The organism is Pseudomonas sp. GL_093, assembly GCF_057837605.1.
The window spans coordinates 4,430,754-4,444,875 of sequence record NZ_CM174448.1 but is presented as its reverse complement, the minus strand read 5'-3'; the positions used below and the strand labels follow the sequence as shown (position 1 = coordinate 4,444,875).

General features: G+C 57.1%; 13 protein-coding genes. 9 read left to right on the top strand and 4 right to left on the bottom strand.

Annotation, left to right across the window (positions count from 1 at the left end; genetic code table 11):
• Positions 1–12 precede the first annotated feature (12 nt).
• The 3 genes from AC3IUE_RS20415 to AC3IUE_RS20405 are packed head-to-tail and all read left to right on the top strand — an operon-like array spanning position 13 to position 3,253.
• Positions 13–1,080 carry a branched-chain amino acid ABC transporter permease gene (locus AC3IUE_RS20415; protein ID WP_489263515.1) on the top strand — a complete coding sequence of 356 codons (1,068 nt, stop codon included), beginning with the start codon at positions 13–15 and terminating at the stop codon, positions 1,078–1,080.
• 52 nt (positions 1,081–1,132) lie between these two features.
• On the top strand, positions 1,133–2,464 hold the full coding sequence (locus tag AC3IUE_RS20410; RefSeq protein ID WP_489263514.1) for an ABC transporter substrate-binding protein: 1,332 nt from the start codon (positions 1,133–1,135) through the stop codon (positions 2,462–2,464).
• A 6-nt stretch (positions 2,465–2,470) separates the two neighbouring features.
• The gene (locus AC3IUE_RS20405) at positions 2,471–3,253 is read left to right on the top strand and encodes an ABC transporter ATP-binding protein (RefSeq protein ID WP_489263513.1); all 783 of its coding nucleotides are present in this window, start codon (positions 2,471–2,473) and stop codon (positions 3,251–3,253) included.
• On the opposite strand, the gene AC3IUE_RS20400 is transcribed toward AC3IUE_RS20405, so the two are convergent.
• Positions 3,250–3,690: a hypothetical protein gene (locus AC3IUE_RS20400; RefSeq protein ID WP_489263512.1), complete on the bottom strand. Its 441-nt coding sequence runs from the start codon at positions 3,688–3,690 to the stop codon at positions 3,250–3,252. The genes AC3IUE_RS20405 and AC3IUE_RS20400 overlap by 4 nt on opposite strands.
• A 293-nt stretch (positions 3,691–3,983) precedes the next feature.
• Here AC3IUE_RS20400 and AC3IUE_RS20395 point away from each other — a divergent pair, with 293 nt between their 5' ends.
• From AC3IUE_RS20395 to AC3IUE_RS20385, 3 genes are all read left to right on the top strand, one after another.
• Entirely contained in the window at positions 3,984–4,199 is a 216-nt protein-coding gene (locus AC3IUE_RS20395; RefSeq protein ID WP_056741852.1) for a hypothetical protein, read from the top strand.
• A 215-nt stretch (positions 4,200–4,414) separates the two neighbouring features.
• Positions 4,415–5,569, top strand: coding sequence for a hypothetical protein (locus AC3IUE_RS20390; RefSeq protein WP_489263510.1), 1,155 nt, complete (start codon positions 4,415–4,417; stop codon positions 5,567–5,569).
• A gap of 74 nt (positions 5,570–5,643) precedes the next feature.
• Positions 5,644–6,762 carry a glycosyltransferase 61 family protein gene (locus AC3IUE_RS20385; RefSeq protein ID WP_489263508.1) on the top strand — a complete coding sequence of 373 codons (1,119 nt, stop codon included), beginning with the start codon at positions 5,644–5,646 and terminating at the stop codon, positions 6,760–6,762.
• A 32-nt stretch (positions 6,763–6,794) separates the two neighbouring features.
• Here AC3IUE_RS20385 and AC3IUE_RS20380 read toward each other — a convergent pair whose 3' ends face one another.
• Entirely contained in the window at positions 6,795–8,012 is a 1,218-nt protein-coding gene (locus AC3IUE_RS20380) for a DUF3422 domain-containing protein (protein ID WP_489268904.1), read from the bottom strand.
• 126 nt (positions 8,013–8,138) lie between these two features.
• Positions 8,139–9,818, bottom strand: a complete 1,680-nt coding sequence (locus AC3IUE_RS20375) for a thiamine pyrophosphate-binding protein (RefSeq protein WP_489263507.1) — start codon at positions 9,816–9,818, stop codon at positions 8,139–8,141.
• A gap of 299 nt (positions 9,819–10,117) precedes the next feature.
• Between AC3IUE_RS20375 and AC3IUE_RS20370 the strand changes: the two genes are divergently transcribed.
• Both AC3IUE_RS20370 and AC3IUE_RS20365 read left to right on the top strand, forming a co-directional pair.
• Positions 10,118–10,699, top strand: a complete 582-nt coding sequence (locus AC3IUE_RS20370; RefSeq protein WP_056741848.1) for a TetR/AcrR family transcriptional regulator — start codon at positions 10,118–10,120, stop codon at positions 10,697–10,699.
• A 121-nt stretch (positions 10,700–10,820) separates the two neighbouring features.
• The gene (locus AC3IUE_RS20365; protein WP_489268902.1) at positions 10,821–12,041 is read left to right on the top strand and encodes an MFS transporter; all 1,221 of its coding nucleotides are present in this window, start codon (positions 10,821–10,823) and stop codon (positions 12,039–12,041) included.
• A 54-nt stretch (positions 12,042–12,095) separates the two neighbouring features.
• Here AC3IUE_RS20365 and AC3IUE_RS20360 read toward each other — a convergent pair whose 3' ends face one another.
• A complete protein-coding gene (locus tag AC3IUE_RS20360) occupies positions 12,096–13,334 on the bottom strand; it encodes an MFS transporter (protein WP_489263506.1) in 1,239 nt (412 codons plus the stop codon).
• Positions 13,335–13,538: 204 nt separating this feature from the next.
• On the opposite strand from AC3IUE_RS20360, the gene AC3IUE_RS20355 reads away from it, so the two are divergent.
• Positions 13,539–14,009, top strand: coding sequence for an Lrp/AsnC family transcriptional regulator (locus AC3IUE_RS20355; protein ID WP_489263505.1), 471 nt, complete (start codon positions 13,539–13,541; stop codon positions 14,007–14,009).
• The last annotated feature ends 113 nt before the right edge of the window (positions 14,010–14,122 follow it).

The window sequence follows — 14,122 nt, the reverse complement described above, 5'->3', positions numbered from 1 at the left end:
AGGAATACTTCCATGCTTTATCGAGAAGCCGGTCAACTGAGCACCACCTACGCGGCGGAGCGGCGCACGTTTCGCTTGCGCCAGGACCGCGTGGGTCTGTGGCTGCTATTGGGCTTTGCGTTCATCGCGGTGCCTTTGCTCGGCAATGACTATTGGTTCAGCGCGATTCTGGTGCCGCTGCTGGTGCTGTCCCTGGCGGGGCTGGGTCTGAACCTGCTGACCGGCTACGCCGGGCAATTGTCCTTGGGCTCGGCGGCGTTCATGGCGGTGGGCGCTTTTGCGGCCTACAACCTGCAATTGCGAGTTCCCGGCTTGCCCTTGCTGGTGAGTTTTACCCTGGGCGGAGTGATCGCCGCGCTGGTGGCCGTGCTCTTCGGTTTGCCGAGCCTACGGATCAAGGGTTTTTACCTGTTGGTGGCGACCCTGGCTGCGCAGTTTGTCGTCGAGTGGGTGCTGACCCGGTTCAGCTGGTTTACCAACGACAACGCGTCCGGGGTCATCACCTCGCCACCGCTGCTGATCGCCGGGCTGGATTTCAGTTCGCCCCGTGGTCGTTACCTGTTGACCCTGGCCGTGGTGGTGGCGCTGTTCTGGCTGGGCAAGAACCTGGTGCGCAGCGAGTTGGGGCGCAACTGGATGGCGGTGCGCGACATGGACACGGCCGCGGCGGTGATCGGCATTCGTCTGTTCAAAGCCAAGCTGCTGGCGTTTGCCATCAGCGGCTTCTACCTCGGCGTCGCCGGTTCGCTGTGGGCGTTTGCCTACCTGGGCACGGTGGAGCCCCACGGCTTTGATCTCAGCCGCTCATTCCAGGTGTTGTTCATCATCATTATCGGCGGCCTGGGCAGTGTGCTCGGCAACTTTCTGGGCGCTGCGTTCATCGTGCTGTTCCCGATTCTGTTGGCCAATGTCTTCGGGCTGTTGCCTACGGGGCTGATCGATTCCGGGCAGTTGGAAAACATCCAGAAAATGCTTTTCGGCGCGCTGATCATCGCCTTCCTGATCAAGGAACCCGAAGGCCTGGCGCGGCTCTGGCAGCGCTTTCGTCAACGGGTGCGGGTCTGGCCGTTGCGTTACTGACTCCTTTTATCCCTGACAAAACACCATCGATCTCCCACGAGGAACTGCCCTTATGACTCACCGTAAACCGCTGCGCCGCCTGGCGTTGGGCCTGGCTTTGCTGACTGCCGGGCTCAGTGCCGGCGTTCAGGCTGCCAACGAGCAGTACTTTCCTTTGCAGAGCTATCGGGTCGGCCCGTACGCCGCCGGTGGCACTGGCTTCTTCGGCGGGTTTATCGATTACCTGCAATACGTCAACGCCAAGGGCGGGGTCAACGGGGTCAAGCTGACCTGGAGCGAATGCGAAACCGAGTACGTGGTGGAGAAGGGCGTCGAATGCTACGAGCGTCTCAAAGGTGGCCTCAACGGTGCGCCAGCGGCCGCGACCAACCCACTGTCGGTGGGCATTGCCTACGCGACACTGGATCGTTCAACGGCCGACAAACTGCCGCTGATCACCATCAACCATGGCCGCACCGATTCCACCGATGGCAGCGTCTTCCCTTACGTGTTTCCGTTGCAGCTCAACCCGTATTCTGAAGTCTCGGCGATCATCAATTACATCGGCCAGCGCGAAGGCGGGGCCGACAAACTCAAAGGCAAGAAAATCGCCGTGCTCTACCACGGCTCGCCGTATGGCAAGGAAACCAACGGCGTACTGGAAACCCTGGCGAAAAACGCTGGTTTCGAGCTGACCCTTCTGGAAGTGCCGCACCCCGGCAACGAGCAACAATCGCAATGGCTGAATATCCGTCGCCTCAAGCCTGACTGGGTGATCCTGCGCGGCTGGGGGGTGATGAATCCGGTGGCGCTGAAGTCGGCGCAAAAAGTCGGTTACCCGGCGGATCACATCATCGGCAATATCTGGAGTAACTCGGAAGAAGACGTGGTCCCGGCCGGTGCTGCCGCCAAGGGGTTCATCTCGATCACCACCCACCCTTCGGGCACCGATTTCCCGGTGCTGCAAGGCATCAAGCAAAACGTGGTGGACGCCGGCAAAGGCAATCTGGCCGATCCGAAACGTTTCGGCACCGTGTACTACAACCTCGGCGTGGTGAACGGCATTCTCAACGTCGAAGCCCTGCGACTGGCTCAGGAAAAATACGGCAACAAGCCACTGACCGGTGAGCAAGTGCGCTGGGGCTTCGAGCACCTGAACCTCGATGATGCGCGTTTGCAGGCCTTGGGCGCCAAAGGATTGGTGCAGCCATTGAAGCTGTCGTGTGCCGACCATGAAGGCGGCGGTGCCGTGCGCTTTCAGCAATGGGACGGCCAACGCTGGAACCTGATCAGTGACTGGGTCCAGGCTGATCGTGCCTTGTTGCGGCCGATCATCGAAGCCTCCGCCGCCCAGTACGCCAAGGAAAAGGGCATCACCCCGCGCGACTGCAGCCAGGAGCAATAAGGTCCGATGAGCCAGAGCCTACAAGCCGACCCACCATTGCTGAGCGTGGAGCAGGTCGAAGTTTTCTACGAACAGTCGATTCTCGCCTTGCGCGGCGTCACGCTGCAGGTCGGCAAGGGGCAAATGGTGGCCCTGCTCGGGGCCAATGGGGCAGGCAAGAGCACGACGCTCAAGGCGATTTCCAGCCTGGTGCGGGCCGAACGCGGTGAAGTGGTCAAGGGCCGAATTGTCTATCAAGGGCAAGTGATCACCGATGCCGACCCTGCCAGCCTGGTGCTGGCGGGGCTGGCCCAGGTGCTTGAAGGGCGGCATTGCTTCACCCACCTGAGCGTCGAACAGAACCTGCTGATCGGCGGATTTGTCGGGCGGCCGTCACGCAAGGTGCTGAATCAGCGTCTGGAGCGCATCTACGGTTACTTCCCGCGGTTGCGCCTGCTGCGCAAGCGCCTGACCGGCTACACCTCCGGTGGCGAGCAGCAAATGGTTGCCATCGGCCGGGCACTGATGTCCGAGCCGCGCCTGTTGTTGCTGGATGAACCGTCCATGGGCCTGGCGCCCCAGGTGGTCGAGGAGATTTTCGAGATCCTCGCCCGGCTCAACCGCGATGAGGGTTTGAGCCTGCTGGTGGCCGAGCAAAACATCAACATCGCCCTGGATTACGCTCAGTACGCTTTTGTGCTGGAGAACGGCCGGGTGGTGGATGAAGGTTCGGCGGCCGAGTTGGCTGCGCGCGAGGATATCCAGAACTATTACTTGGGGGTCGTGGGGCAGGGCACTGTTGAGCACTAACTGCACATGACGCTGACGGCCTTCGCGGCGCGTCGCAGTTCTTGTTTAACGTCGACCGGTATCCGCTGTTTCACGAGTCGTTGCTCGAGGAATGTCTGATCGCCTTGGGTATCAACCTGAGCGTCAATAGCCGCATCCTCTGCTTCGATGGTGGCAGCGTGAGCCTCTATGACCGAGTCGACTTCTGCGTCGTTCTTGGCGGCGTCGAGCGCACCAATGAGTGTCGCCACTTCGTCTTCTTCAGCCTTGCCATAGGCTTCTACAGACAGTCCGGCAGCCAATGCCCGCGCCCGGATTTCCACGCCTTTCAGCGTCTGCTTGGCCTGTCCGCACAGCATGTCGTGTTTTTGGCTTTCGACGATTTTCCATTGGAAAAATCCATACGTCATCGTGCCGATAATTGCTGCGGTGATACCACCGATCAGGATCCGTTTCATGGCTACAGTCGTGAGTATGGGGGTTGAGAGTTCGGTGGACATCGCTTCGTTCTCTATCAGGAAATGAAAGCGTAGCACCGGAACCGGCCTGGCCCCGTCCAACGTCAGTGCTAATTACAGTAGTGAAGGAACGGCGTGTCTTCAAGATTATAGCCTCACGACCCTCGGCGATCAGCTTGGACAATGAAACGTACCGGCGGTCAGACTGCCTGAATTTTCCCTCCTGGCGGTACTCCACCGTCCGAGGAGCAGCCGCTCCTTAATAGCGGTGTAATCCGCCGGGGGAACACGTAATGCCATCGGTCGAAGATTTCAGAATCCAGTCCCACGCTTTCCTGATCGAGTTGGACGCCGCAACGATGGGCATGATGACGCTGGTCTCTTCCAAATGTGTTTCAGGACCAGAATGGGAAGAGGCGACCAAACGGCATCACGATGCTTACGAAATCTGGAATGCCTTCCTTAATGTTTCTGCTTCAAGCACTAACGTCGTGTCCGGGATTAGTTGACCACTACAGGAAGAAAAATTGGCGTCATGAAATAGACGACTGGCGCCACCCCCTGTCGCTTGCAAAGTCTCTACCTTGATCTTTACTAGTCACTGAACGTGGGAGCGTTCCTCATCAAATATGTCTTTTATATCAAGGTTTAAGCTCGCCTCTTGAAGTTCCGCCTTGATCTTTTTCTGATCTACCCAAAATAAAGCTCAACGGATGACGAAGAAATGAAAGAGAACGTGGCGGCAGTTGTCAGGAAACTTATATCTCCTTCAATGCGATATGAGATAAGGAACGCTTTAAACTGGTTGCGAAACTTCCTTCGCCGTGCGTGTTTCTGGCGCTGGGAGATTGCCAGGTTCAGAGTGCAGAACAAAAGTCCTTACGAAATCCTCTATATCGGAAGGAAAAAGAAGCGGGAGATGGCCAAGCTTCTCATAAGGGGAAAGGCTCAAGGTGATTCCCCCATGGTCGACAGCGAACCAGAACCTGGCGCGTTGAATCATGTGGTAGTGGTCAGTGAAATGCCGACCTCGGGGGCCTTGTCTGTACCCTTGTATCTGAGTGCCGTCGTACCGCTGGGGAGATCCATCGAGGAGATCACCACAAAATACGATAGCGAATTGCGTCGAAACATACGCAAGAACCGACCGCGCTACCGAATGGTCCAGACGCTGTTGGATGAAGACATTGAAAAGGCAGACAAGGAAATGCTTCGACCTTATGCCACGGCAAGGCAAGGCATCCACGCTGCGCAACTTGCCACGCAGGAGGTTTCCAGGATCGCCAAGACTGTCGGCCGGCTCGACCTGATCATGCTGGAGGACGAGGTTGTTGCATGTCACCTTGGCTGCGTAATAACCCGGGGCGGAAAACGCTACTGGAGCACGCTACGTTTCGGATATACCGAGGCGATTTTTTCAGACGCCAAAAAACTGCGTGAAGTGAACTCGATTACTACCTTCATGGCACTTGAATGGGCGATAGACAATGGCTTCGATTATTACGACATCGGTCTTTGCCTGGCACGACCAGATGACGGACTTCTGAAATGGAAAAGAAGGCGCGGCGGTGATATTGATTCCCTGGGAAACCACGCTTATATGTTTGTCCGGCTGCCCAAGACTGGGGCAGCCAAATTCCTTTGGGACACGCCGTTATTCGCTGTCGAAGGAAAGGAGTTGACCCTTCACCTTGGCTTGCCGGACGGGCTAAGTGATGAGGAAGTCGCCAGTCGTTATCATGAAATGGTATTTGGCGGGCTGCACAAAATTTATCTTTATTGCGCCAAGAGCTCGGGCGAACAGTTTCTCGACACCTTGCGTAGTCGCTACGCCAGTTTGCAGACCGCACCCATTATGAAAAGGATTGCATCCAGCTGAGCAGTTTCCACGACTGAAATAAACAGAGCGCTTCGTGTCTGGCTATTGACCCTGTCCCGCAGGGAGGACTCTTCATGGAAAGCGATGTCTCGCCAATAAGCACTTCGGCCACTGGCAATCGGAAAAAATGGACCCTTGCCGCCTACCGGTATATGGCAAGAAAAAGACTCGCACGAAAGGCGGAGATCAGTTTAAAAAAACTGGCGGTGAAAAGCTGGGATGTTGCTCCGGGTGGGATATCGCATTCTCCACCGGCTTTCTTCCTGCCCAATCAAATGGACCGTGTGACAGGATGGGAGGCGAAGCGCTTTTATCCTTTCGAGCATCCCGCTCGCACAATGGAAGGGCTGGGCGACGTAGTACAAGGCCCGACACGTGGCTACTTGATCAAGGATGTCTGGCTGATCGATGGCGCGCTCTACAAGGACAATGCAAGTATCTGGCTGTCTCTCAAGCCTGGTATGTTTCCGCGAATTGTCGTGGAAAACGAGATCGATCGCGCGGCCGCTTACTGCACGCAAAATGGAAATACATGGTTTGGGACATGGTTGATGGAAGACTGCCCGACCTATTCATTGGCCTGCGATGAAGGCGTCCCGATAACCACTGCGCCATCTGCCAGGTTTCCCTTGTTTACCCAGGCCCCTGCTTACGAGGACTGGTTTGGCATGAAACCGGTTCGCTTGAACGGTGCGTTCTTTCGTGAGCTCGTGCTATTCGACGATGTGAGCAACAATCAAAGCAGGCATTTACGTTTCCGTGCCATGGGTGAAAAGCTACTGTCGCACGTGAGCTATGACGCTCACCCTGGCGTGTTCATTCTCCGGGGTGGCGACGGTGACTTGCGCTTTTTGCGCAATGAAATGGAACTCGCTGAACATCTGCGCAAGACCAGGGGTTTTCGCATAATCAATCCTTTGAAAACCGATGTCCCTACCATAGTGGCGACGTGTGCCGGGGCGCGGACCGTGGTAGGGGTCGAAGGGAGCCAGCTTGTACATGGTGTCAATGTACTGCCGCAGGGTGGTTCGTTGCTGGTACTGCAGCCACCGAACCGTTTCGTCAGCTACTTCAAGTACCTGACGGATCGCGACAACCAGAATTTTGGCTTTGTGGTTGGAACGCCGGAGGGCGATGGCTTCAACATCGACATTCAAGAGGTTGAGCGCACACTGGACCTGTTCCCATCCTGATGAATGATGGCGCCTCCCGGCGATTCACCGTTTCAGTGCTCTTTGACTTTCTTGATGCGGAAAATAATCAGCGCAAGGATCGCAATCGCGAGGGGCGTCATCGCCAGCATCGCTTCTCGCGGGGCCACCTCGACGCCGAGCAGGTGCAACCCTGAGTAGCCAAGCTTGAGCAGGTTCAGCAGGTAGTAAGTAATGGCAATAATCGACAGACCTTCGACGGCGCGCTGGATCTTGATCTGGGCGTCGGCGCGGGCGTTCAGGCTTTTGAGAATTTCCGAGTTCTGTTCTTCCATTTCCACCTGAACCCGGGCTTGCAACAGGTCGCCCAGGTTGGCCACGCTTTTGGCCAGGTGCTCCAGGCGTTGTTCGGTGGCGGTGCAGTACCTGACGGTGGGTTTGAAGCGGCGCTCGATGAACACCCCGAGGCGCTGGCAATCGCCTACGTGACTTTCCCGCAACTCGCCCAGGCGCTCGTACACGAGTTGCGCATAGGCTTGGGTGGCACTGAAGCGGTGGCGGGTTTTCGCGGTACTGCTGACGACTTGGGCTGACAGGTTGGAGATGTCCGCCAGCAGGGCTTTCGCGTTGCCGCTGTCAGCGTCGGCGTTACGCTCGGAGAGGGTGACCAAGGTCTTGTCAAAGACATCGAGTTGCGCGCTCAAGGTCTTGGCCGTGGTCAACGACAGCGAGGCCATCATGCGGTAGGTCTCGATTTCCAGCAGACGACGGATCATCCGCCCTTGGCGGTAGGCGTTGAGGCGCCGGTTGACGAACAGGATGTGGTTGTTGCCATCCTCGCTGAGACGAAAATCGCTCCAGACCACCGCATCGCCACCGCCCACGCAGGAACCGCACGGGTCCTTGAAGCCGTAGCCGGCGAGGTCCAGGTCGGCTTCGCCACGCACAACGATCTGCACCGAGTTGATCAGCTGCGGCAAATGCGCTTCGACCTTCTGCGCCAGCACCTCGGGCAGCGATGTCCAGGACAGGTCATCGCTGGATGAAGTGACCACCAGGGTCAGGGTGAAGAACTCGGCGTGGCGCTCCCATTTCAGGGCGTGGCCATCGAGTTGGGTGATGCCTTGGGCGGCATGAGGATCGATCGGGGTAGGGCAGCAGCGCTCCAGCAGCGCATTGCACTCCGGTTCCCCGCCAAGGAAGGCCAGATGAAACACATGGGCCGGCTCGTCGAAATACAGTGACGGACGCGCGTGCAGTTCGTTGTGCAGGGTTTGTCTTTGCGGATGCATGCTGTTCAGGCCATTGATCGACTGCTGTTGTAGGTGGGACAGGTCGATGAACTGATGAGTCACAAGCTCAAAAAAAGGCGCCTTCTACAGCGTGAATCAGGCGCCCAAAATGGAAAAAATTGCCGCTCACTTCTTGCTTGATTGCTCTCTGATCTGAGTCAGGCTGAGTCGAGGGGTCAATGCTTCAGGGTCGACTCTGACCTCAATCAAGGATGGCCGGGACATATCAAGGCAGCGTTCAAACGCTGGCGCAAACTCCGACGTGGTTGTTACCACCTCGCCATGCAGTCCATAGGCTTGGGCAAGTGCGGCGAAATCCGGGTTGAGCAATTCAGTGCCTGACACGCGTCCAGGGTAATTGCGTTCCTGGTGCATTCTGATGGTTCCGTACATTCCGTTGTTGATCACAACGAAAATCACATGGGCGCCATATTGCGCTGCAGTCGCTATCTCCTGACCGTTCATCAAGAAGCAGCCATCCCCGGAAAACGAAACCACCACTCGATCCGGGCAAGTCAGTTTGGCGGCCACAGCAGCAGGAACGCCGTAGCCCATGGAGCCATTGGTAGGGCCTAGCTGGGTGCGGTATTGGCGGAACTGATAGAAGCGTTGAAGCCAGACGGCATAATTTCCGGCGCCATTGGTCAGGATCGCGTCGTCTGGAAGTCTGCGATTCAACCACTCAATGATTTCGGCCATCTGGACGTCGCCTGGGGAGGGCGAGTGTTGCAGATTTTCGCGGTAGTTTTTGTTGAGGGTGCGCGTCCATTCACTCTTTATCTGGCTGGTCACCGCCGGAAGTTTTGCGGCTGATTTGGCAAAGGTCGACATGCTGCTGTTTATCGCTAACGCAGGCTGGTAAACCCGCCCCAGTTCCTCGATGCCTTGGTGAATATGGATCAAGGTTTGCTTCGGTACCGGGATGTCCAAGGCCGCATATCCGCCCGTTGAAACCTCACCCATTCTGGAGCCCACGACCAACAGCAGGTCGGCGTTCTTTACCGCGGAGGACAGCTGCGCTGACGCGGCGAAACCAAGATCACCGACATAGTTCGGGTGTCGATTGTCGAACAGGTCCTGGCAGCGAAAGGAGGCGGCAACCGGGATATTTTGCTGTTCAGCAAAAAGGCGAATGTCGCGTACTGACTCGGTATCCCAACCGCTGCCACCCAGCACCATCAATGGCCGCTCCGATCGCTCAAGCAGTGGCTGCATGGCGGCCATTTGCTCGGCTGCCGGGGTCATCAATACGCGTTTGAACGGCCCTGCATCACTGACTTCCGCCATTTCGGTCAGCATGTCTTCCGGCAGTGCGACCACTACAGGCCCAGGCCTGCCATTGACCGCTCGGTGGAACGCCTGGCTGATCAGTTCGGGAATTCTGCGGGTGTCGTCTATTTGCACGACCCATTTCGCCAAGGGGCCAAACATCTGGCGAAAATCAACTTCCTGAAAGGCTTCGCGATACTGCTGATCGCGAGCGACCTGGCCAATGAACAGAATCATCGGCGATGAATCCTGGAACGCAGTGTGAACGCCAACCGAGGCGTTCGTTGCACCCGGGCCTCGGGTCACGAAGCAGATGCCAGGCTCTCCAGTGAGCTTGCCGTAGGCTTCTGCCATATAGGCCGCCCCACCTTCCTGACGGCACACCACCAGATCGATTTCTTCTGGCACGTCATGCAATGCGTCGAGAACCGCGAGGTAGCTTTCTCCCGGAACACAAAAAGCTCTTTTGACGCCATGGATGCGTAAGGCATCCACCAATATCTGACCTCCGCTACGACGAGAAATGGTTTTATTCATTGTTATCTCCTGAGTCGAATGGTGCGGTGTGAAAGGGTGAATCGCTCTCTTTCTGACAGGTACTGACTCGATCAATTGGAAGAACAACGGCTAACGTCTGCACCACGAATTCTGAGCATCATCGAGTAGGGGTACAAACGATGATTGCTCAGCACTTCATTCCCTCAGCTATTGAAGTCGGACTTCAAGTCGCCAGATTTTCCCGGTGAGACGGAGTAGGTGGGTGCCTCATACCATCCTTGACTGGCGAAAAGGAAGTCCGTACCTTTCTGGAATGATCATTCCAGAGAAGTAATCCGATGCGTCCCAAGGAATTTGAGCACGACGAAATTGTCGACGCTGCCATGCAGGTTTTTTGGCAACTCGGCTATTGCGCCACGTCGATACAGCATCTGGTTGACGGTACCGGATTGTCTCGAAGCAGCCTCTACAACGCCTTTGAGAACAAGCATGGATTGTACGAGCATGCACTGCGCCGGTATCACGATCTGACTGTCACGAACGTAGCGCTGCTCGAGGAGTCTGGCTCGGTCAAAGGACTGATCCAGCAATTGCTGATGAGGATCGTGAATGATGAACTCAGCGATACCGGGCAACGTGGCTGCCTTGCTGCCAATGCCACACTGGAACTGGCCGGCCAGGACGAGTCTGTTGCCGAGTTGGTCTCGCGTAACTTCCTGCGTCTGGAGAAAGCGTTGGAGCGCGCGCTCATCCGTGGCCAGGCAGAAGGAGAAATCGCCATGCATAAGAACCCTCGCGCGCTCGCACGTTTTATCGTGAACACGATCCAGGGCCTGCGGGTATTGAGTAAAGGCAGCGCTCACCAGAATCGTCGGCAACGCTTGCTGGATGTGGTCGATGTCGCGCTAGATTCGTTATAGCGCGCAAGCGATTGTTCCGGCGTCGCGAGCGCGATACCTGGCATCGGCCAGGATTTTTTTGTCCAGTACTGGAACGATCATTCCAGGGAATGAAGTCTTTATCAGGGATACCAGGATGACCATGCAACGCGACAATGGATTGATAACAACGGGGCCCGACGAAACGTCTTCTGCGCAAAGGCTGCCTGTGTGGAGACTGTTGGCATTTACGATGGCTGGCTTCATCACCATCATGACGGAAACCATGCCTGCCGGCCTGCTGCCCCTGATCGGGCAGGGGCTGGGTGTCTCGCAGGCCATGGCGGGTCAGTTGATTACGCTCTACGCCTTGGGTTCGGTGCTGGCGGCGATTCCGGTCGTTGCTGCTACGCGAAAATGGCGCAGGAGGCCGTTGTTCCTGATGGCGATCGGCGGGTTGTTGGTCTTCAACACCGTGACGGCATTGTCCTCCCACTATGTACTGACCCTGGTCGCGCGCTTCATCGCCGGAATGGCGGCGGGCGTGATATGGGGACTGTTGGCCGGTTATGCACGCCGCATGGTGCCCCATGATTTGCAGGGACGGGCCTTGGCGGTGGTCGGTATCGGTCAACCCGTTGCTTTGTGTCTCGGTGTGCCCCTGGGCACTTGGCTGGGTGCTCTGTTTGATTGGCGTGGCGTGTTCTGGATCATGTCAGCCCTCGCGTTACTGCTGTTCGTGTGGGTGCGGTTTGGCGTTCCTGACTACGCGGGACAAACTGACCGTCAGCGTCAGCCGATCCGCAGCATTCTTCTGACCCCAGGACTGCGCTCGATACTCTTTGTGATTTTCGTTTGGATACTTGCGCACAACATCCTTTATACCTACATAGCGCCATTCCTGGTTTCCGTCGGACTTGGCCAGCGAATAGACCTCGTGCTTCTACTCTTTGGTGTCGCCTCTATCGTCGGCATTGCAGTCACCGGAATGTGGGTGGATCGCGGGTTGCGCGCGCTGACACTTCTTAGTCTGGCAGTCTTCGCGATGGCGGCGCTGGTGTTGGGAATGGCAAGCACCTCGCCCGGCCTTGTGCTCCTGAGCATTGCGATCTGGGGGCTGACGTTCGGTGGGGCGCCAACGCTGCTACAGACGGCCATTGCCGATACCGCCGGTGACGGCGCCGATGTCGCGCAGTCGATGCTGGTCACCATTTTCAATCTGGCAGTGGCAGCGGGTGCCATCGTTGGTGGGCTGTTGCTGGAGAAGGAGGGACCCAGTTCTTTTCCCCCAACGCTGCTGGTTTTGGCGTTGCTCGGTCTGGTCGTGGTTTGGCAAGCCAGGGATGTTGGCTTCAAGTCTGGCCATCGAGCAATCTTGCAATAGGAGTGGTTCAACAGTGCGGATCGTGGGGCAGGGGCGACCTCATAGGCCCAGGCCTCACAAATATTCCTTCTCTGGCATAGATGAAACGTAATCGTCTTGTGCCAAGCCAGCCGCAAGCAGCAGGCCAATCAACGATGCCAGTCCTGTCGCCAACCAGGTCCAATGCCACCCACCCGCCCAACCGGCCAACTTGGCCAGCAGTGGTGGCATGACAAACATGCCCATTGATGAAATCTGCTGCACCCAACCCACAGCCGTCGACACGGTTCGTTCACTGGGCGCAACGCTCACGGCGATCATGAATAGCGTCCCCGGGATGACGCCGCCGACGGCTGAAAAGACCAGTACGGCGCCATAACGCACGACAGGCATGCCTTGAGTGAACTGGCCAAACGCGAGCAGCGTCGTGATGGCCATGCACATGTATCCGACCAACAACAGCCGCCTGGCACTGATACCCCGATGCAGCAACAGCGCTGCCGAGGTACTTCCGCTGATATTGACGAACGCGGCGAGCGCCGTCAGCGCACCTGCCATCGGCACCGACAAACCGGTGTCGGCATAGATCGATGGCAGAAAGCCAATGACGGCAATCCACTGCCCCGCGTACATGGCAAAGGCGATGCCTACGCGCCAAGGGCCGCTCGCCTTCAGCGTTGTCCATAGTCGATGCGTCCAGGCTTCACTGGCCGCCGCTGTGCACCGCGCAGAAGCAGTCTCTGGTGGCCGGCGCTGTCGATCGGATGGCACGGCCCGTACAAGCCAGATAATCATTACGGCCGAACAGATGGCCGGAACGCCCCACCACCCTTGCCATCCCATAACTTCTATCAATGTGGGGCCAGCGATAAAAGCAATGGACGTACCGATCGCTACGTAGCATCCCCATAGCCCCAGATGTAAAGCCAGGCGCTCGCGAGAAACCAGTTGTCGTATCAATCCGGGCGTCGGCAATGTTGTGAGCAGGAAGCCCAGGCCTTCCAGGGCTCGAAGCATCAGCAGCTCATCGGGCTGCCGCGCCCCCATACCAATGACACTGGCGACGCACAGGATCATCTGACCGCTAATGATACTTCTGCGCAGGCCCATGCCATCGCTGAATACACCGATCAAAACGCCGGCAAGCATACCCGCCAGTTGCGTCAGCGATAGCAGGAACCCTGCCTGCACCATCGTCAGGTTCAACGAGGCCTGGAGAGCGGGAATGGCCGGGGAAACCTTGCCCAAGTGCAGGGCGGCGACCACGCCCGACAGGATGACGATGCCGGCCGGGGAAAAACTGATTTTCCGCATGAGATCTCCACCGCCACAGCGCACGAGCACAGGCACGGAGCACTGTGCGGTTTGCGTCCCTACCGAGGCAGATCGCCTGGTTTGATGGGAAAAGAGTGACGGACAAACTGAATGGTTAGTTTGCCGACTGGAGCCGATATTGTTTGATCAGTATTTCGTGGTGGTGCACTACTATGAAATTCTGAATTCACAAGTAGGCCTAAAATGGAAAAAACCATTCAGCTCGATAATCTGGATCGACGTATCCTTCGTACCTTGCAGTCCGATGCCAGCCTCAATGGAATAGCGTTGGCTGAAGCGGTGTCCAGTTCGCCAGCCTCCTGCTGGAGAAGAGTTCGGGCATTGGAAGAAACAGGCGTCCTGGGGGCTACCGTTCGCTTGATTGATCGACGGGCAGTCAATCGCGATGTCGATGTGATCTGCTCGCTGCGGCTCAAGTCCCACGACGAGCAGGATGCCGAAGTCTTCGAACGCTTCGTCGCAGACCAGGAGAACATTCTCGAGTGCTACACCGTATCGGGCGAATGGGATTACCTGCTTCGGATCGTCGCGGCTGATATTCGAGACTACGAGCAATTCTTGATGCACACCCTGTTGCGACATCCCTCTGTTGCGAATGCCAGCTCACAGTTCGCGCTATCGCGGGTGAAGTACACCACTCGCGTGCCGGTCTGAACCCGTTCACCATCGGTTGCACCTGATCCGCCTTCAATCCAGGCGGCCTCAGCGCGTTTTGTCCGTGAAATTGCAATTTCACACGACTACCGACTAATATACGATCCATATAC